Here is an 18,596-nt window from a genome sequence, read left to right on the forward strand (position 1 = left end):
AGCCCGCGCCGGCGACCTCTACAATGCATCCTTCAAATAACGATCAGAAGGCTGCAGGCCCATGACCCACGGGATTCACGGCGAGAAGCGCTGGTACGCGCTGATCGTGCTCTGTCTCGGCGTGCTGATGATCGTGCTCGACAGCACGATCGTGAACGTTGCGCTGCCGTCGATCAGTACCGACCTCCACTTCACCGAAACGGCCCTCGTCTGGGTCGTCAACGCGTACCTGCTAACGTTCGGCGGCTGCCTGCTGCTCGGCGGCCGGCTCGGCGACCTGTACGGCCAGCGGCGCATGTTCCTCGCGGGCCTCGTCGTGTTCACGCTCGCGTCGCTCGCCTGCGGCCTCGCGCAATCGCAGGCGATGCTGATCGCCGCGCGCGCGGTGCAGGGACTCGGCGGCGCGGTCGTGTCGGCCGTCTCGCTGTCGCTGATCATGAATCTCTTCACGGAACCCGGCGAACGCGCGCGTGCGATGGGCGTCTACGGCTTCGTGTGCGCGGGCGGCGGCAGCATCGGCGTGCTGCTCGGCGGACTGCTGACGAGCTCGCTGTCGTGGCACTGGATCTTCCTCGTCAACCTGCCGATCGGCGTCGCCGTCTATGCGATGTGCGTCGCGCTGCTGCCGTGCGTGCGTGCACCGGCCGGCGCCGCGCGGCTCGACGTCGCCGGCGCGATCACGGTGACCGCATCGCTGATGCTGGCCGTCTACGGGATCGTCGGCGGCAACGAGGCCGGCTGGCTGTCGACGCAGACCGTCGCGTTGATCGGCGCGGCCGTCGTGCTGCTCGCGCTGTTCATCGCGATCGAGTCGCGCGCCGCGCATCCGCTGATGCCGCTCACGCTGTTCGCCGCGCGCAACGTGGCGCTCGCGAACGCGATCGCCGTGCTGTGGGCGGCCGCGATGTTCGCGTGGTTCTTCCTGTCCGCGCTGTACATGCAGCGCGTGCTCGGCTACGGGCCGCTGCAGGTCGGCCTCGCGTTCCTGCCGGCGAACCTGATCATGGCCGTATTCTCGCTCGGGCTGTCGGCGCGCATCGTGATGCGTTTCGGCATCCGCGGCCCGATTGCCGCCGGCCTGCTGCTCGCGGCGTGCGGCCTCGCGCTGTTCTCGCGCGCGCCGGTCGACGGCGGTTTCGTGTGGCACGTGCTGCCCGGCATGACGCTGCTCGGCATCGGCGCGGGCGTCGCGTTCAACCCGGTGCTGCTCGCCGCGATGAACGACGTCGACCCGGCCGATTCCGGGCTCGCGTCAGGCATCGTCAACACGTCGTTCATGATGGGCGGCGCGCTCGGGCTCGCGATCCTCGCGAGTCTCGCCGGCGCCCGCACCGACGCGCTCGCGGCGACGCAAGCCACGCCGCTCGACGCGCTGAACGGCGGCTACCACGCGGCCTTCGCGTTCGGCGCGGCGTTTGCCGCCGTGGCCGCGCTGACCGGTTTGGCGCTGCGCATCCGGGCGCCCCGCGCGGTCGAAGGCGCCGGCCCCGCGATGCACTGACCGTCGACGGGGAGCCGAGAGCCGGGAGCCGGGAGCCGGGAGCCGAGAACCGAGAACCGAGAACCGAGAACCGGCATCGGATCAGGGCACGCGTTGTCGCGCCTCTTTTTTATGCGCGTCGGACGCGCGCCGTTTAAGCCCGATTCGTCATCGCTTTCGGGCCGATCACAACCGTCGGCTGCGTCCCTGCTCAAACGCCCGTTTCACGTCCCGCCGGCCGCCGCCGTGCGCGCCTCCCCGGCCGATTTTTAACGCAGTCGTACGTTGACGCGTCACTTTTGCGACAATGGCGGACTTTGATGCGCGCGCCGCGGCCGCGCGCCGCCGCCGAACGCCGCATAACCGCCTGCTCCGATGTCGCTTCCCCATATCGATCTGCTGTACTCGCTGTCCGGCCTGTTCGTCGGCGTTCTCGTCGGCCTGACGGGTGTCGGCGGCGGTTCGTTGATGACGCCGATTCTCGTGCTGCTGTTCGGCGTCCACCCCGCGACGGCGGTCGGTACCGACCTGCTGTACGCAGCCGCGACCAAGGCCACCGGTACGCTCGTCCACGGCCTGAAAGGCTCGATCGACTGGCGCATCACGAGCCGGCTCGCCGCGGGCAGCGTGCCGGCCGCGGCGCTCACGCTGTGGTGGCTGCATACGCACGGGATGAACACGCCGGGCACCGCGCGGATGATCCAGCTCGTACTGGGCGTTGCGCTGCTGCTCACGTCGCTCGCGCTGATCTTCCGCCCTCAACTGACCGCGTTCGCCGCCCGCAACCCGCTCGCGCCGAGCCCCGCGCGCACGCTGTGGTCGACCGTGCTGACGGGCGCCGTGCTCGGCGTGCTCGTGTCGATGACGTCGGTCGGCGCCGGCGCGATCGGCGTCACCGTGCTTCTGCTGCTGTATCCGCTGCTCGCCACGACCCGCATCGTCGGTTCCGACATCGCGCATGCGGTGCCGCTCACGCTGGTCGCGGGCATGGGCCACTGGCTGCTCGGCTCCGTCGACTGGTCGATGCTGCTGTCGCTGCTGCTCGGTTCGCTGCCGGGCATCGTGATCGGCAGCCTGCTGTCGGCGCGCGCGCCCGAGCGGCTGCTGCGCAATCTGCTCGCGTCGACCCTGGTCGCGGTCGGCGTGCGGCTCGTGCTGGCGTAAGCGGCCTCTCACGCCTGCCGAAATACGCCGCCTCAGTGCGTGCCCCCAAACCACCTGTCGCCTGTCTTGACGGACGACCAAGCGGGTTTCACGACATACCGGTCAGGGCACGTGCAACAGGCAAGTATTTCGCCAGGATGCCCAGCATGGTGGCGGCCTCGGCTTTCGACACCGGCGGAAACGGCGAAACGTACGACGTGCCGTTGCGTCGCTCGTGTGCCTTCGTGATGAAAGCGAATTCCGGGGCGCTCACACCCAACGAGGTGGAGACGCGCTGGATAGCCAGGTTGCGGCCGGCATCTTTGGTCCTCACCTCGTAGAACTCCAGAACAGCCTGTACGACCTGGAAGTAGCCTTCGTAGGCCAAGGTAAATACCTGCAAATGCCGGGCGGGATCCAGTTCGTCGGCAGTGGCCTTGTAATCCTCCGCATTGCGCAGGAAGCCCGCGATTGCCCCGGGTGTCGGCGCAACCGCATCGAAGGCTCTCGTCTTGATAAGGTTTTCGTATTCGGTCGGACGTGACATCACAAAATCCTCAAAGTCGGTCCCTGGGCGATCTGCGCGATGACGGGATCGCTATCGACCAGCGCGGCCCATTCGGCAGGTTCGTACAACGAGAAGTTGATGGGACGCTGCAGATCATGCTCGGCGGCGTGCAAGGCTTCGGCCAACTCGAGAAGCTGGGCGTCGCCGATGACGATCAGGTCGATGTCGCTTCGGCTGCTGTCGGTACCCTTGGCCACCGAGCCAAACACGAAGGCCGTGGAAATATGCCCGGCAAAAGGCGACAAGGCTTCCTTCAACGGCTCTGCGACAGCGAACGTCTTTCGCGCAATCTCGACGAGTTCCGGATAGAGGACGAAGTCCGTATTGGCGCGGATGCTCCGCTGCCGGCCTCGGCGCGCGTCTTCCTTGAGTACGCCGGCCTCGATCAGCCGGTCTATCTGCTTTTGAGCGCTGCCGTGTCCACTGCTTGCCAGACGCAGCAATTCCTGCAGCGTAAAGCAGCGGTCGGGTTCTAGCAGCGTGGCACCCAGCACACGTTGCATGCCGGGTGTGAGGAGAAAGTCGGCGACGCCCACAAAAATCCTTGAGTCGGGGATGACTGTCCTCATTATGAGGATTTTTCACTTAATCCTCAATAGAAGGATATAAATCCCCATTTTGAGGATTAAGTGCGCCGTCATCCGCGACTTCCGAGGCGACGCACGCTGCTCCGACACAAAAGCCAATGCCCCGGGAGTCCACGACTCTCGGGGCATCCGGAACAACAGCGACGTCACCAACGCACGCGACCTGAAGCACCGGCCCGCATTGCGCGAGTGCACTTGTTCGTCGCGTCGCGGCGGGCATCGCCCGCCGCCCGCCACGCTTACTGCCCCTGCTGCTGCAGTTTCTGCTGCTTCAACTGCTGCGTGCGCGCCTGCAGTTTCAGCACGCGCTGCAGCGCGGTGCGGTTCGCGAGGATACCGTCGTAGAAGCTGGCGAGATCGCCCTTCAGCGCGGTCCGCGACGCGTCGTTCAGGTAGATCATGTGGCCCGACGGGTAGTTCTTGATCGTCAGGTTCTGCGCCTTGAGCGTCGGATCGAGCGGCATCTGCGCAAGCGTCAGCTCCGTCTGGTGGAACGGCGTGACGGCGTCGAAATAGCCGTTCGCCGACAGCACCTTCAGGTCCGGGTTCACGCTCATCGTCGACGCCAGGTCGCCGGCCGTGTACAGCGTATTGCCGCCGCCCTTGTTCGCGCCGGTCGGGTCGATGTGACTGAAGTCCCAGTTGTTGAAGACCTGGTCGTTCAGGTCCACGAACGACGACGTCGACGTGTACTTGAGGTCGGTGTTGATGTAGCTGTTCCACAGCACCGTGTACGCGCCGCCGACGTTCGTGATCGACGGATCGTTGCTGCCCGAGTTCGGCAGGATGTACGGCGCGATGCCCTTGCCCGTGAAGTTCGCGCGACCGTCGTACTGGCCGATCTGCGTGCCCGGCACCAGCGTCAGGAAGAACGTGTACGGCGGGTTGTCATCCGACGACGGCACGTTGCCGAGCGCGGCCGGGTTGCCGAAGGTCTGGATCAGCGACGTCGGGTCCGTGCCGATGTACGCGCCCATCTGCTGCGCGGTCGCGAGCTTCAGGTTCAGCCGCACGTTCACGAAGCCGCCGTCCTGCGGGTTCGGCTTCTGCGCGAGCGGCGCGAGCGTGTTGTCCGCGTAGTTGCGGGCCTGGACCATGTACGCGTCGAGATCGGTCGGCGTCGGGTTGAGCGTCGTCTTCTTCCAGTAGAACGCGTCGGCCGCGAGCGTCGGGAACGTGCCCGGCGCGGACAGCGCATTCGCATAGTCGAGGATCGACGACTGCAGCGTGATCCCGTTCAGGTCGATGCCGTCCTCGTGCAGCACCCACGACACGACCGCGCTGCGCGCGGTGCCGTACGACTCGCCGTACAGGAACTTCGGCGAATTCCAGCGCGAGTACTTGGTCAGGTAGCGCTGAATGAAGCGGTCGATCGAGCGCGCGTCCTGGTCGGTGCCCCAGAAGTCCTTGTTCTTCGCCGGTGCGATCGCGGTCGAATAACCGGTGCCGACCGGGTTGATGAACACGAGGTCGGTACGGTCGAGCAGGCTGTCCGGGTTGTCGAGCAGCTTGTACGGCGCGGGCGGCGTGAAGTTCGGGAACGACGACTGCAGGCGCTTCGGCCCGTACGAGCCAAGCAGCAGGTAGACCGACGACGAACCGGGGCCGCCGTTGTAGAAGAACGTGACCGGACGCGGCTTCGACGGGTCCGGATTGTCCTGCGTGTACGCGACGTAGAACATCTTCGCGTTCGGCGCCGACGTGACCGGATCGATCGTCGTCAGGTGGCCGGTGGTGGCCGTGTACTTGATCGTCTTGCCGCCGATCGTGACCTGGCGGTGCACGACCGCGGCGCCTTCCGTCGAATCCGTGACCGCGTCGTTCGGCCCGGTGCCGTACACGTCGGTGTCGACGTACGGCTGGTCGGCCGCGGCGGCGGCCGTTGCGTCGGTGGCGGCCGACGTGCTGCCGCTGGTCGTCGCGGCCGCGGTGGCGGCCGACGCGCTCGGGCTCGGCCCGTCGTCGCCGCCGCACCCCGTGACGAGCAGCGCCGCGGCCGCTGCGGCGGCGAGCGGTACGCTCAAGGTCGTTCCGAATAGCGCGAAACCGTCTTTCAAGGACTTCCGTGTCGTCATTATTGCCTCTCGAACAGAACGATAAATACCGCCGGCCGCAAAGGATCATTTGCGCCGGCGCTCCGCACCGGGAATGCATTCGTTATGCGACGCACTCCGAGTTTTTTACCGGATCGGCGAATACCGATCGGCACGATTTACCCCACCCATGTTTTTTGCAACCGCACAATGGAATCAATTCCATTGCCAACGACAATTCAATGATTCGCTGCAATACGGATTCATTCCGCGGATTTGCAGGCGCAACAAAAAAGACGAACAAAAGAACGCCGCGCAAAGCCCGCCCGGCAAAGCGTCTTCACTTCGAATAGGCGAACGATCCCCCTCGGCGAGATACCGATTAATCGCGAAACGGCGATCAGCCGGGATTCGAGCCGATTGAATAAAATCGAAAGGATCGATTAACTAAACGGAAAGGAATATTCTCGTGTCCGGAATTTATTAAATTAAGTGAAAATACCGGCGCATATTAGGTTCCGGATTTATCGCCGTAAAGTAATAATTTGTTACAGCGCTCGCCATTCGGATAAAAGGCCGTACGGGACCGATTCCAGGCGACGTCAATAAAAAAGCCGGACGACGGTCCGGCTTGCTGGAGAACGCGTGGCGGGCGCCGTCAGAGCGGCACGTCGATCGTGCCGACGCCGACGGAAATCGCGTTCGCGCCCGGCGCGGTCGAGATCGGCGGCAGGTTCGCGCTCGTCAGCGCGGGCGCGGCGCCCGGCGTGCCGCCGCGCGGCACCGTGCGGATCACCTGCGACGGCGGCAGCGGCGCGCCGTTCTTCAGATGCCGCCACATCAGGTTCAGCGCCTGCACGTTGTAGTAGTGAACCGGCACGAAGCGCGTGTCGAAGCCCGGCACCGACAGGAACGCGTCGAAGTGCTGGCCGTTCGTCACTTCGTAGAACACCAGCTGGCTGCGCCCGGCTTCGCTGATGCCGTTCTGCGCGACGTACGCGCGCGACGCATGGTTCACCGGTACGAGCGCATCGCTGCGGCCCTGCACGATGATCGCCGGCTTGCCGTGCAGGTTCGCGTTCACGCGCACCGCGTCGACGTTCGCGGGCATCCCGAGCATCCCGTTGGTCCACAGCTGGCGCAGGCACAGCGCGCCCGCGAAGCTTGCATCGGGCGTCGCAAGCCGGTGGTCGGTGCCCGCGCCGTCGTTGAACACCAGATTGATGCCGGCAGTCGGCGGCACGCCGTTGCCGACGCCGAACACGCTCGGCATCGGCGATGCAGCGGGCGCCGCGACCACGCCCGTCGCCGGGTTCGTCGTCGCGAAGCTGAAGTTGCACAGGTTGTCGGTGACGCGAGAGCGCGTGTATGCGTTCGCATAGGTGACCGCGATCGCTGGAATTGCCTGCGAATCCCACATCGGCGCCTGCAGCAGGTCGGAATCGGCCAGATAGCCGGCCGCGTGAAGTTGCGCGAGCGCGTCGGCCGCCTGGCTCTGCGTGTCGGCGCCCGCCACCAGCCCGGCCGCGGCGAGCGTCGCGCAGCGCTGCGTGCGGATCGACTGCGTGGTCGTGGCCGGCAGCGCGCTCAGGTACGGCGCGCCGGCGAGCGACGCCGACGCGGCCGCGCACGGTTCCAGCAGGTTCGCGAGCGTCGCGTAATCGGCCAGCGGCCGGCCGAACGACGGCACCGGCTGGCCGCCCGCGCGGACCACCGCATTCGGCGCCATCCGCACGTTGATCTGCGGCTCGCCGACCACCACCGCGGTGATCCAGCCCCGATTGTCCTGTTCGGCGGCAGCGAGCGACGCGCCGCCGCCGTTGCTGACCGACGCGGCGATCGTCGTGATGTCGCCCGCGCGATAGCGCACGCCGTGACGGGCACCGTCGATCACCGGTCCGAACTGCTCGTTGAGCGCCCAGTACGCGAATTCGACCGACTGCAGCGTCACGCGCCCCCAGTCCTGCTCGGGATTCTGTTGAGAGTGCGCATGCTTGAACGCATAACGGTTCGGGAAGCGGCTGTTGAATGCGGCGAGATCGCCGCTCGTCACGTTTGCGGTGAACAGGCTCGCGGTACCGGCCAGCACCGCGTTGGCGAGCGTGCCGTCGATCAGCGTGACGGTGTCGGAACCGAGCTCGTGCGCGCCGTTGCCGCCGCCCTTGTCGTTGTAGGCCACCGCGCAGCCGCGCTTGAGCGCCCACTCGCCGGCCGCGGAAATCGCGCCGTACACGCCGCGCGAGCCCGACGACGTCGCCGTGACGATGCACGGTTGCGCGGGGTTGAAGCTCGCGGGCACCTGCACGAGCAGTGTGACGTTCTTGCTGCCGCTGCCGTCGTCGGCGTACGCGAGATATTCGGTGCCGGGGATCTTGCCTTCGCCGAGCGTGTCGTTGCCGTCGAGGTCGACGTTCGGCCCCCAGAAGCGGCCGTAGCCGCCATTCGCGCTCATGTCGACGAGCGCGCGATAGTTCGACCAGATGGCGAGACGGCGCAATTCGGCGCTGGTCGGCCGCGACGGGTTCGCGAACCCGGGCGCAGTCGCCGCCGCGAGACCGGTCTTGCCGAGGCCGGCCGTCAGCAGGTCGTCGCTCGCGCCGTCGTAGGCCGTCGTGCGCACGCTGCCGGACACGAAGCCGGGCAACCGGTTGCGCTCGGCCGACTCGTCGCCGTTGCAGGCGCCGAGCATCGCGACCGCGGCCAGCGCCGCCCCCCACACCACCCGCCTGCCCCACCCGAATTTCGTCATCGCCGCCCCCTCGATATCGTTATCGGTCCGCCGCCACGTCGCACGCGGCGTTCGGCCTCTGAAGCGCAAACGGGCCCCGGCATGCCGGGGCCCGCCTGAAAACGGGCGCACGCGGCGCTCGCGCGCCGCCGCCCGGCGTTACTGCTGCTGAACCGTCAGCTTGTTCGTGACCGACGTCACGCCCTTCACGCTCTTCGCCGCCTCTTCCGCCTTGTCGATCTGTGCCTGGTCGGGCACCGTGCCCTCCAGCGAGATCGCGCCGCCCTTCGAACGCACGACGATGTTCGCCACGTCGATGCCGCCTGCCTTCGTAATGGCCTTGCGCACCGCGTAGCCGAGCTTGCGGTTCGCCTTCTTCGCGGTTTTCGCGGCGGCCTTCGGCGCGCTGCTCGCCGCCGCCGGCGCTTCCGTAGCCGCTGCGTCGCTCGACTGCGCATACACGCTGCCCGACAGACAGGCCGCCACGGCGGCGACACCCAACGCTCTCAACACGATCGACTTCATGCTATCTCCTTATCACTCCGGAACGGCCGTGCACAGTACGGCCGAATACCCCCAAAAACAGCCGGCCCGCGCGCGAACGGGCGGGACAGCCGGTGTTTTCCACGGCGATACGAGAGAGGCGTCACGGGCCGGCGGCCGGCGCACGCGAAAGCGGGCCGGCCGGGCCGGGCAACCGCCGGCCGGACGCGCCCGGTCTGATGACGTGCCGGGTCGCGCGCGAATCGGGCGCGGCTGCGTCGCACAATGTAATCCAGCGCCCGCCGAAGCGCAAAGCTTTTGACGCGGGGGTGGTGGCCGCCGTCCCGATGCCGCGGTGCAATACTCTCCCCGACTCGCGCAGGCGCGGGGAAACCGGGTACCATCGCCGCGAGACTCCACGTCGTCCCGCGACGACCGTCACCGATGCGTCACGCCAGCGTCATCCGCCAACCCCATGAAGCCTGCCCGCCCTCGCCCGCCGCGCCGCATCCTCGCCCGCTTCGTCGCCGTCTCGTGGCGCGACCTCGCGCTGTCGATCGGCCCGACCGTGCTGCTCGCCGGCGCGGCCGTCTGGCTCGCGGTCAAGCTGATCCAGCCGGCGCCGCCGTCCACGCTCGTGATCTCGTCCGGGCCGCCCGGCAGCACGTACTGGAACGCCGCGCAGAAGTACAAGACGATTCTCGCTAAAAACGGCGTCACGCTCGACGTTCAATCGTCCGAAGGTTCCGCGCAGAACCTCGCGCGGCTGTCGAATCCGAACGCGCCGGTCGACGTCGGATTCGTGCAGAGCGGCATCGGCCCGAAGGAGCGCGACGAGCATCTCGTGTCGCTCGGCAGCATCGGCTACGTGCCGCTCGCGATCATGTACCGCGGCCCGGTCGTCGCGCGCCTGTCCGATTTCAAGGGCAAGCGGCTCGCGCTCGGTGCGGAAGGCAGCGGCGCGCGCGAACTGAGCCTCGCGCTGCTGAAGATGAACGGCATCGTGCCGGGCGGCCCGACCGCGCTCCTGCCGACCGCCGGCGAGGACGCAGCGACCGCGCTGCTCGACGGCAAGATCGACGCGGCCTTCCTGTCCGGCGACTCGACGCAGATCCCGGTGATGGCGAAGCTGTTCCGCGCGCCGGGCGTGCACGTGTATTCGTTCACGCAGGCCGAAGCGTACGCGCGGCGCTTTCCGTACCTGACCGCGATCACGCTGCCGATGGGCGTCTACGATCTCGGCCTCAACCTGCCGCCCGCCGATATCCACACGGTCGCGCCGACGATCGAACTCGTCGCGCGCGACTCGCTGCACCCCGCGCTGTCCGACCTACTGATCGAGGCCGCGCGCGAAGTGCACGGCCACGCGACGATCCTGCAGCACGCGGGCGAATTCCCGTCGCCGGTCACGCGCGGCTTCCCGCTGTCCGACGACGCGTCGCGCTATTACAAGTCAGGCAAGACCTTCCTGTACCGGCGGCTGCCGTTCTGGGTCGCGAGCCTGGTCGACCGGCTGCTGGTCGTGCTGGTACCGCTGGTCGTCGTGCTGATTCCCGGGCTGCGGCTCGTGCCGTCGCTGTACGGCTGGCGCGTGCGCTCGCGCATCTACCGCTGGTACGGCGCGCTGATCGCGCTCGAACGCAGCGCGCTCGGCGACCATACGGCCGAGGAGCGCGTGCAGTTGCTCGACCAGCTCGACGACATCGAGGAAGCCGTGAACCGGATGAAGATGCCGCTCGCGTACGCCGGTCAGTTCTACGTACTGCGCGAGCACATCGGCTTCGTGCGCGAACGGCTCACCGCGCACGACCAGGATGCGCCGGCGGGCCCGCCCGGCGCCGGCAGCCCGCCGGCACGCACGCAAGCCGCGCCGCCGCCGGCTGGCGACGCCCCCCGGGCGACTCCCGGTTCCGCGTGAGCGAACGATCCGCGATCATTGCTGCATGCGCGCGCCGCCGCGTAACATGGAGGCCGCCGCCAGGCGCCGCACGCCCCACCTTCTGGAGAACGACATGACAACCGGCCTCGATACCGCCCAACCCGCCTGGTTCTTCGACTTCGTGTCGCCGTTCTCGTATCTGCTGCTGGAGCAGCACGACAAATGGCCGGACGTACCGTTCGTCCCCGTGCCCGTGTCGCTAAGCGACCTGCAGCGTCACTGGGGCCAGCGCCCGACCGCCGACGTGCCGGCCAAGCGCGTGTTCACGTACCGTCACGCGCTGTTTCGCGCGGAGCAGCTCGGCATCCGTTTCAAGATGCCGCCCGCGCATCCGTTCGATTCCGACAAGGTGCTGCGCCTCGCGATCGCGCTGCGCGCCGATATCGTGACGGTGCTGGAAATGTTCCGGTTCATCTGGCGCGAAGGCAACGATCCGTCGACGCCGGAAGGCTTCGCCGCGCTGTGCGAACGCGTCGGCGTGGGTCACGGCGACGAGCTGATCGAATTCGAGGAAACCGCTGCGCAACTGACCCGTAACACGACCGACGCGATCGCGCTCGGTGTGTTCGGCGTGCCGACGTTCTGGATGAACCAGCAACTGTTCTGGGGCGAGGACGCGCTGCCGATGGTGCTGTACTGCGCACGCACGCCGAACTGGCTCGAATCGCGCGAGGTCAAGCGGATCAGCACGCTGCCGAAGGGCCGCGCGTGATGGCGTGCGTGATGGCCGGTATCACGCACGGCAACGTGCGGCTGCGGTAAGGTTACGCGTCACTAGGGTCTGTTTACATATGGAACGCGCATGCGAATGCCCGAAATCGCGCGTAGGGCAAGGAGTGAGGAGCGCCGTTTGGCCGCGCCAAACAAGCGACGAGCGACGCCGCCATACGGGCGATTTCGGGCATTCCCGTGACATGGATTTATTAATTTGGGGTTGCCACGAGAACGGCCGCTCGCCGCGTTGTGCTCCTTGCGAATACGTCAGTATTCGCGGCGTCGCACGCCTCGCGAGCGGCCGTTCTCGTGGCAACGCATGCGCGTTCCATATGTAAACAGACCCTAGAATCACCCTAATCGATGGAAGACGACGACCGTACCGCCTCGCTCGACATCTGGCTCGTGCGCGTGCTGCGCACGCTGCTGCTCGAGCGCAGCGTCACGCAGGCCGCGTTGCGGCTGAACCAGACCCAGCCCGCGATCAGCACCGCGCTGCGCAAGCTGCGCGAGACGCTGAACGACCCGATCCTCGTGCGCGGCAAATCGGGCATGGTGCCGACCGAATACGGCGCGTCGCTGCTCGAAGCCGCGTCGCGTGCGCTGCGCGAGGTCGATTTCATCGCGACGCCGCACGGCGACTTCGATCCGTCGTCCGCGCGGCGCACGTTCCGCGTCGCCGCGCCCGACTACCTGAACGATTTCTTCATGCCGACGCTGATCGAGCGCTTTCGCGACGCGGCGCCGCATGCCCATCTGGAAATCGATTCGCTCAATCCCGCGCTCGACCACGCGGGCGCGCTCGAATCGGGCGCGCTCGATCTCGTGATCGGCAACTGGCCGAAGCCCGACCCGCAGTTCGCGCGCCAGGACCTGTTCTCCGACACGATCGTGTGCCTGATGCGCGACGCGCATCCGCTTGCCCGCGCGCCGCTCACGCGCGAAGCGTATGCATCGGCCGCGCACGTCGCACCGACGCCGTACACCGGCGACAAGCGCAACGCGATCGAAATCGGCCTGGCACGCGCGCGCCTCACGCGGCGTATCGTGACGACGCTGCCGTACTTCGGCATCGTGCCGCAGGTGCTGCTGCAGTCGGACCTGATTTTCACGACGACGCGCCGCTTCGCGACGCACTATGCGCAACTGCTGCCGCTCGTCGTCGTCACGCCGCCCGTACCGTTCCCGCGTATCAAGAGCTACCTGCTTACGCACCCGCAACCCGATCGGCCTACCGACATCGCGTGGCTGTGCGCGCTGATGCAGAGCGTGTCCGACGAACTGACGGTCGCCCGCACGCGCAAGCGCTGACGCGCGGCCCAAGCGCAGCATGACGGGGCAGGCAGCGCGACGGGTCAGGCAGCGCAGCCGCTCAGGCCGTGCAGAAGGTTTCCTGCAGATGGGTCCAGTGCACGACGCCCGCCGCATCACGCGTGAACACGGCGGTCGCACGGCGCGCGGGCAGCTCGCCCGCTGCCGCGTGCTGCGCTTCGAGATAGGTGAGCACCGCATGCGATGCGCCGGCCGCGAGCACGCGGATCTCCGACAGCGTGATGCGCAGCCCCGGCTTCGCGCCGGCCAGCTTCGCGAACAGCGCGTGCATGCCGTCACGGTCGACCATGCGGCCGTCGGTCAGGATCATCGTGAAGTCGGCGGAAAACGCGGAGAGCAGCGCATCGAGCGCCGCCGGCGCGGTATCGATGCCGGATAGCCAGCGCTCGATGGCGACGAGGCTCGCATCGAGCGCGTCGAGATAGACGGAGTGATCGGACATGGGTGCGTGCACGGTGAGGTGAAGCGCGACCCGCTGCCGCGCATGGTCGTGCAGTGTATGCAAAAACGCGCGGCCGTGCGCCGGCCGCGCGGCGTCGCCGTTTTACCGTGGCTTTATCGCGGCTTTATCGCGCGCAGGACACGTCGTCGCGTGCGCGGCCGGCCGCGGCCGCCTTCGCATCGGCCACCGGCATGCCCGAGCGGGCCTGCAGCAGTTCCGCGCAGACGGCCACCGCGATCGCGCCCGGCGCCTTGTCGACGATGCCCGCGACGCCGATCGGACACACCATCTCCACGAGCCGCGCCGGATCGACGCCGCGCGCGGCGAGCCTGCGCTCGAACTTCACGCGCTTGGTGCGCGAGCCGATCATCCCGAAGTACGCGTAGTCGCGCCGCCGCATGATCTGCGCGGCGAGCGAGAAGTCGAGCGCGTGGTTGTACGTCATCACGAGGAAGTACGCGCCGGGCGGCGCCGCGTCGACGACGGCCTCCGGCGTGTCGGTCGGCTCCGGCTGCACGTTCGGCGGACATTCGTCCGGAAACAGCTCGTCGCGCGTGTCGACCCACTGCACGACGCACGGCAGCGCGCCGAGCAGCGTGACGAGCGCGTGGCCGACGTGCCCCGCACCGAACAGCACGATGTGCATCGGCGCCGGCGCGCCGGTCGCGCGGTTGCGCTGGCCGGTGCCCGGCGCGAACGGCTGCATCGACGACGGCGCGCTGCCGCACGCGCCGTCGCATCGGGCGGCGGGCGCCTGCGACGCGGCACGAGGCGAACGAGCGGGGCCGTTCATGCCGGCCTCCGCCGGGCCGGCCTGACGACGAGGCTGACCGCCCCGTCGGGGCCGGCGCACGAAGCGAGCGTGGAGAGGCGGTTCATCTCAGCCTGCCCGCGCGGCGCTCGCCGCACGCACCGCGCCGATCGCGCGCAGGATCGACTCGCCGGTGGCCGGCGCATCGAGCGGCGGGTTCACCTGGTAGTCGCCGACCGCGGCCACGGCGTCGCGCACCGCGAAGAACACCGAGAACGGCAGCAGCAGCGGCGGCTCGCCGACCGCCTTCGAGCGGTGGATGCTGTCCTCGACGTTGCGGTTCTGGAACAGCCGCACGTTGAACTCGGGCGGCGTGTCGTTCACCGTCGGGATCTTGTACGTGGACGGCGCGTGCGTCATCAGCTTGCCGCCCGGGTTCCACCACAGCTCCTCGGTCGTCAGCCAGCCCATCCCCTGGATGAACGCGCCTTCGACCTGGCCGATGTCGAGCGCCGGGTTCAGCGACGCGCCCACGTCGTGCAGCGCATCGACGCGCAGCGTGCGCATTTCGCCGGTCAGCGTGTCGATCACGACTTCCGACACGGCCGCGCCGTACGAGTAGTAGTAGAACGGCCGGCCCTGCAGCTTCGACTGATCCCAGTGCAGCTTCGGCGTCGCATAGAAGCCGTCGGACCACAGCTGCACACGCGCGAGGTACGCCTTCGCGATCACTTCGCCGAACGGCACGCCATGGCCGCCGACCCACACGACGTCGTTGCCGAACTTCACGTCGGCCGCATCGACCTTGCCGTCGCCGAACTGCTTCGCCGCGAACACCGCGAGTCGCTCGCGCAACTGGCGCGCCGCATCCTGCGCGGCCTTGCCGTTCAGGTCCGAGCCCGTCGACGCCGCCGTCGCGGACGTGTTCGCGACCTTGCTCGTGTCGGTCGCCGTCACGCGGATCCGGCCGAAGCGGATGCCGAGTTCATGCGCGACCACCTGCGCGACCTTCGTGTTGAGCCCCTGCCCCATCTCCGTGCCGCCGTGGTTCACGAGCACCGAGCCGTCGGTGTAGATGTGCACCAGCGCGCCGGCCTGGTTGAAGTGCGTGACGTTGAACGCGATACCGAACTTCACCGGCGTGAGCGCGATGCCCTTCTTCAACACAGTGTTGCGTGCGTTGAAGGCGCGCACGCCCGCGCGCCGCGCACGGTAGTCGCTCGTCGTCTCGAGTTCGCCGAGCAGCTCCTGCAGCACGTTGTCCTCGACGGTCTGCCCGTACGGCGTCACGTTGCGCTCGGTCTTGCCGTACAGGTTCGCGTAGCGGACGTCGAGCGGATCGCGGCCGAGCGAGCGCGCGATGTCGTCGAGGATGTATTCGATCGCGAACGCGCCCTGCGGGCCGCCGAAGCCGCGGAACGCGGTGTTCGACTGCGTGTTGGTCTTGCCGCAGTAGCCGGCGATGTCGACGTCGCCGAGCCAGTACGCGTTGTCGAAGTGGCACACCGCGCGCGTCATCACCGGGCCCGACAGGTCGGCCGAGAAGCCGCAGCGCGACGTCATGTCGAGCGCGACGCCGTCGATGCGGCCATCGTCGTCGTAGCCGACGTCGAAGCGGTAATGGAAGTCGTGCCGCTTGCCGGTGATCATCATGTCGTCGTCGCGGTCCGGGCGCAGCTTCACCGGGCACAGCAGCTTCCACGCGGCGAGCGCCGCGCAGCATGCGAACAGCCCCGACTGCGATTCCTTGCCGCCGAAGCCGCCGCCCATCCGGCGGCATTCGACCAGCACGTTGTGCGACGCGACGCCGAGCACGTGCGCGACGAGGTGCTGCATCTCGCTCGGGTGCTGCGTCGAGCAGTACACGTGCATCCCGTCGTCGTCCTTCGGCACCGCGTACGCGATCTGCCCTTCGAGGTAGAACTGCTCCTGCCCGCCGAGCAGCATCTCGCCCGACTCGCGGTGCGGCGCGACGGCGAGCCGCGCGGCGGCATCGCCGCGTGCGAGCTTCAGCGGCGGGATCACGTAGGTTTCGGCCTTGCGCGCTTCCTGCGCGGTCAAAATCGCCGGCAGCTCCTCGTAGTCGACCTGCGCGCGGCGCGCGGCGAGCCGCGCGATTTCGTGCGACGTCGCGACGACGATGAACATCGGCTGGCCGACGAACTGCACGACGCCCTTCGCGAGCACCGGATCGTCGTGGATGATCGGGCCGCAATCGTTGACGCCCGGGATGTCGTCGGCCGTGAACACGGCGACCACGCCCGGCGTCGCGCGCACCGCGTCGAAGTTCATCGAGACGATCTTCGCGTGCGGCTTCGCCGACAACCCGAGCGCCGCGTGCAGCGTGCCGGCGACGAGCGGAATGTCGTCGGTGTAGGTGGCGCGCCCGCTCACGTGCAGGTGGGCGGATTCGTGGGCGCGCGACACGTGCACCTGCGCGGCGTCGGCCTGCGGATCGAGGGTGCTCAGGAACGGTTCTGCTTGCTGGTTCATGTTCGGTGTTCTCCCTCGTCAGACGCGCGCCGCGTCGTTGGCCGCTTCAGCGGCGACTTCGGCGGCCACTTCGCGCACGTTCAAGGCTTGCGGCGGCAGCGGGTCGTGCGGACGCGTCTCCAGCCAGAATCGATACATCAGGTTCTTCGCGGTATCGAGCCGATACGTGCTCGTCGCGCGCATGTCGGACAACGGCTGGTAGTCGCGCTCGAGCGCCTGCATCGCGGCCTGCGCGGCGGCTTCGTGCCACTGCGCGCCATCGAGCACGGCTTCCGTATTGGCCGCGCGCTTCGGCGTCGCGGCCATCCCGCCGAACGCGATACGCGGCTCGCGGATCGTGTCGCCGTCCGCGATGAACGCGAACGCCGCGCACACGGCCGAGATGTCCGAGTCGAAGCGCTTCGACAGCTTGTACGTGCGGAACTGCAGCTTGTCGCGCGCGCCGGTGCGGGTCGGCACCTTCAGGCCGACGACGAATTCGTGCGGCGCCATGTCCTTCTGCTGATAGCCCGTATAGAGCGCCTCGAGCGGCAGCTCGCGCACCGTATCGCCGCCGCGCAGCACGACGCGCGCGCCGAGCGCGATCAGGCCCGGCATCGAATCGCCGATCGGCGAGCCGTTCGCGACGTTGCCGCCGAGCGTGCCCGCGTTGCGGATCGGCAGCGACGCGAAGCGCTTCCACATCTCGGTCAGTTCCGGATACGTACCGGCCAGCGCCGCATAGGCCTTCTCGACCGTCACGCCCGCGCCGATCTCGATCCAATCGTCGCCGTGCACGATCTGCTGCAGTTCGGCGATCTGGCCGACGTAGATCAGGTCGTCGAGGCGGCGCATCTGTTTCGTGACCCACAGGCCGATGTCGGTACTGCCGGCGAGGATGCGCGCGTCGGGGCGCTCGACCTTCAGCGCAGCCAGCGCGTCGAGCGTGCGCGGCGCCGCGAAGCGCGCGCCGTCGATCGTCGTGTAGTCGAACGTGTCGTCGCGCTTGAGCGATGCAAGCGTGCGGGCGAGCGCGGCCGTGTCGACCGGCGCGGCCGGCGCCTGCGCACCTTCGCCGGTTGCATCAAACATCCGTACCGCCGCATCGACGATCGGGCGATAGCCGGTGCAGCGGCACAGGTTGCCGGTCAGCGCATCGGCGATCTCGGTGCGCGTCGGCACGTCCTTCGCCTTCGCACACGCACTGCCGCAGCCTTCGTGGCCGTGCTTCTCGTACAGCGCCCACATCGACATCACGAAGCCGGGCGTGCAGAACCCGCATTGCGAACCGTGGCAATCGACCATCGCCTGCTGCACCGGATGCAGCGTGCCGTCCGGCTGGCGCAGGTCCTCGACCGTCAGGAGCGCCTTGCCGTCGAGCGTCGGCAGGAACTGGATGCATGCGTTGACGGCCTTGAACTCGACCGCGCCGGCATCGGTCAGCTCGCCGACGACGATCGTGCACGCGCCGCAGTCGCCTTCCGCGCAGCCTTCCTTGGTGCCGGTGCAATGCGCGTCCTCGCGCAGGTATTGCAGCACGGTGCGGGTCACGTCCGCGCCGCTGACTTCGCGGATCGCGTGACGATGGTAGAAGCGGATCGGCTCACTCATGTCTCGGTGTTTCTTCAAATGGGGGGCAAGGCGGCCTGCGCGGAGCGCTCGACCGACGTTTTTCTGACAGTTTGCACGCTATCACCGTCAAATTCCGCAACCCATAGCCCATCACGCATGCGGCTCATATAACTGCCGCGATATGCGCGCCCGGCCGGCCGACACCCTTGCCGCACGGTGCGCTCGGGCCCGTCCCGGTCGCCCGCGACTGTCCGTGGTCCGCCAGAACGGGGCGCGATTAACTAAATGGTACCTGCGGGAAAACCGGTTCCATGGGAAAATCCCGATTCCCTTTTCCGCCGTTTTCCGTTCG

14 protein-coding genes are annotated in these 18,596 nt (G+C 67.8%); 5 read left to right on the forward strand and 9 right to left on the reverse strand.

Going from position 1 to position 18,596, the window contains the following annotated elements:
- Positions 1–61: 61 nt before the first annotated feature.
- Together BLS50_RS04470 and BLS50_RS04475 are read left to right on the forward strand one after the other, a co-directional pair.
- Entirely contained in the window at positions 62–1,501 is a 1,440-nt protein-coding gene (locus BLS50_RS04470; protein WP_074801055.1) for a DHA2 family efflux MFS transporter permease subunit, read from the forward strand.
- 354 nt (positions 1,502–1,855) lie between these two features.
- The gene (locus tag BLS50_RS04475) at positions 1,856–2,644 is read left to right on the forward strand and encodes a sulfite exporter TauE/SafE family protein (protein ID WP_012328013.1); all 789 of its coding nucleotides are present in this window, start codon (positions 1,856–1,858) and stop codon (positions 2,642–2,644) included.
- A gap of 88 nt (positions 2,645–2,732) precedes the next feature.
- On the opposite strand, the gene BLS50_RS04480 is transcribed toward BLS50_RS04475, so the two are convergent.
- From BLS50_RS04480 to BLS50_RS04510, 5 genes are all read right to left on the reverse strand, one after another.
- Complete coding sequence (locus BLS50_RS04480; protein ID WP_011544715.1) at positions 2,733–3,170, reverse strand: hypothetical protein; 438 nt, start codon at positions 3,168–3,170, stop codon at positions 2,733–2,735.
- Positions 3,170–3,760 carry a nucleotidyltransferase domain-containing protein gene (locus BLS50_RS04485; protein ID WP_006476758.1) on the reverse strand — a complete coding sequence of 197 codons (591 nt, stop codon included), beginning with the start codon at positions 3,758–3,760 and terminating at the stop codon, positions 3,170–3,172. The genes BLS50_RS04480 and BLS50_RS04485 overlap by 1 nt, the downstream gene beginning before the upstream one ends.
- Positions 3,761–4,017: 257 nt before the next feature.
- Complete coding sequence (locus BLS50_RS04495) at positions 4,018–5,853, reverse strand: S10 family peptidase (protein WP_027812201.1); 1,836 nt, start codon at positions 5,851–5,853, stop codon at positions 4,018–4,020.
- Between the two features lie 616 nt (positions 5,854–6,469).
- Positions 6,470–8,560, reverse strand: coding sequence for a D-(-)-3-hydroxybutyrate oligomer hydrolase (locus BLS50_RS04505; RefSeq protein ID WP_074801057.1), 2,091 nt, complete (start codon positions 8,558–8,560; stop codon positions 6,470–6,472).
- Between the two features lie 138 nt (positions 8,561–8,698).
- A complete protein-coding gene (locus tag BLS50_RS04510; RefSeq protein ID WP_011544712.1) occupies positions 8,699–9,064 on the reverse strand; it encodes a BON domain-containing protein in 366 nt (121 codons plus the stop codon).
- Positions 9,065–9,497: 433 nt separating this feature from the next.
- Here BLS50_RS04510 and BLS50_RS04515 point away from each other — a divergent pair, with 433 nt between their 5' ends.
- The 3 genes from BLS50_RS04515 to BLS50_RS04525 all read left to right on the forward strand — a co-directional run bounded on the left by BLS50_RS04515 (position 9,498) and on the right by BLS50_RS04525 (position 12,986).
- A complete protein-coding gene (locus BLS50_RS04515; RefSeq protein ID WP_074801059.1) occupies positions 9,498–10,940 on the forward strand; it encodes a TAXI family TRAP transporter solute-binding subunit in 1,443 nt (480 codons plus the stop codon).
- Between the two features lie 94 nt (positions 10,941–11,034).
- Entirely contained in the window at positions 11,035–11,673 is a 639-nt protein-coding gene (locus BLS50_RS04520; protein ID WP_011544709.1) for a DsbA family protein, read from the forward strand.
- Between the two features lie 365 nt (positions 11,674–12,038).
- Positions 12,039–12,986, forward strand: coding sequence for a LysR family transcriptional regulator (locus BLS50_RS04525; protein ID WP_012328006.1), 948 nt, complete (start codon positions 12,039–12,041; stop codon positions 12,984–12,986).
- Positions 12,987–13,047: 61 nt separating this feature from the next.
- On the opposite strand, the gene BLS50_RS04530 is transcribed toward BLS50_RS04525, so the two are convergent.
- From BLS50_RS04530 to xdhA, 4 genes are all read right to left on the reverse strand, one after another.
- Positions 13,048–13,449: a nuclear transport factor 2 family protein gene (locus BLS50_RS04530; protein WP_074801064.1), complete on the reverse strand. Its 402-nt coding sequence runs from the start codon at positions 13,447–13,449 to the stop codon at positions 13,048–13,050.
- Positions 13,450–13,573: 124 nt separating this feature from the next.
- Positions 13,574–14,242 (reverse strand): xanthine dehydrogenase accessory protein XdhC, encoded by a 669-nt coding sequence (xdhC, locus tag BLS50_RS04535; RefSeq protein WP_074801067.1) that lies wholly within the window; start codon positions 14,240–14,242, stop codon positions 13,574–13,576.
- An 87-nt stretch (positions 14,243–14,329) separates the two neighbouring features.
- Positions 14,330–16,693, reverse strand: coding sequence for a xanthine dehydrogenase molybdopterin binding subunit (gene xdhB, locus BLS50_RS04540; protein ID WP_074801073.1), 2,364 nt, complete (start codon positions 16,691–16,693; stop codon positions 14,330–14,332).
- An 18-nt stretch (positions 16,694–16,711) separates the two neighbouring features.
- On the reverse strand, positions 16,712–18,283 hold the full coding sequence (gene xdhA, locus BLS50_RS04545) for a xanthine dehydrogenase small subunit (protein WP_074801076.1): 1,572 nt from the start codon (positions 18,281–18,283) through the stop codon (positions 16,712–16,714).
- Positions 18,284–18,596 lie beyond the last annotated feature (313 nt).

This window comes from Burkholderia orbicola (genome assembly GCF_900100915.1).
Classification (GTDB): Bacteria; Pseudomonadota; Gammaproteobacteria; order Burkholderiales; family Burkholderiaceae; genus Burkholderia; species Burkholderia orbicola.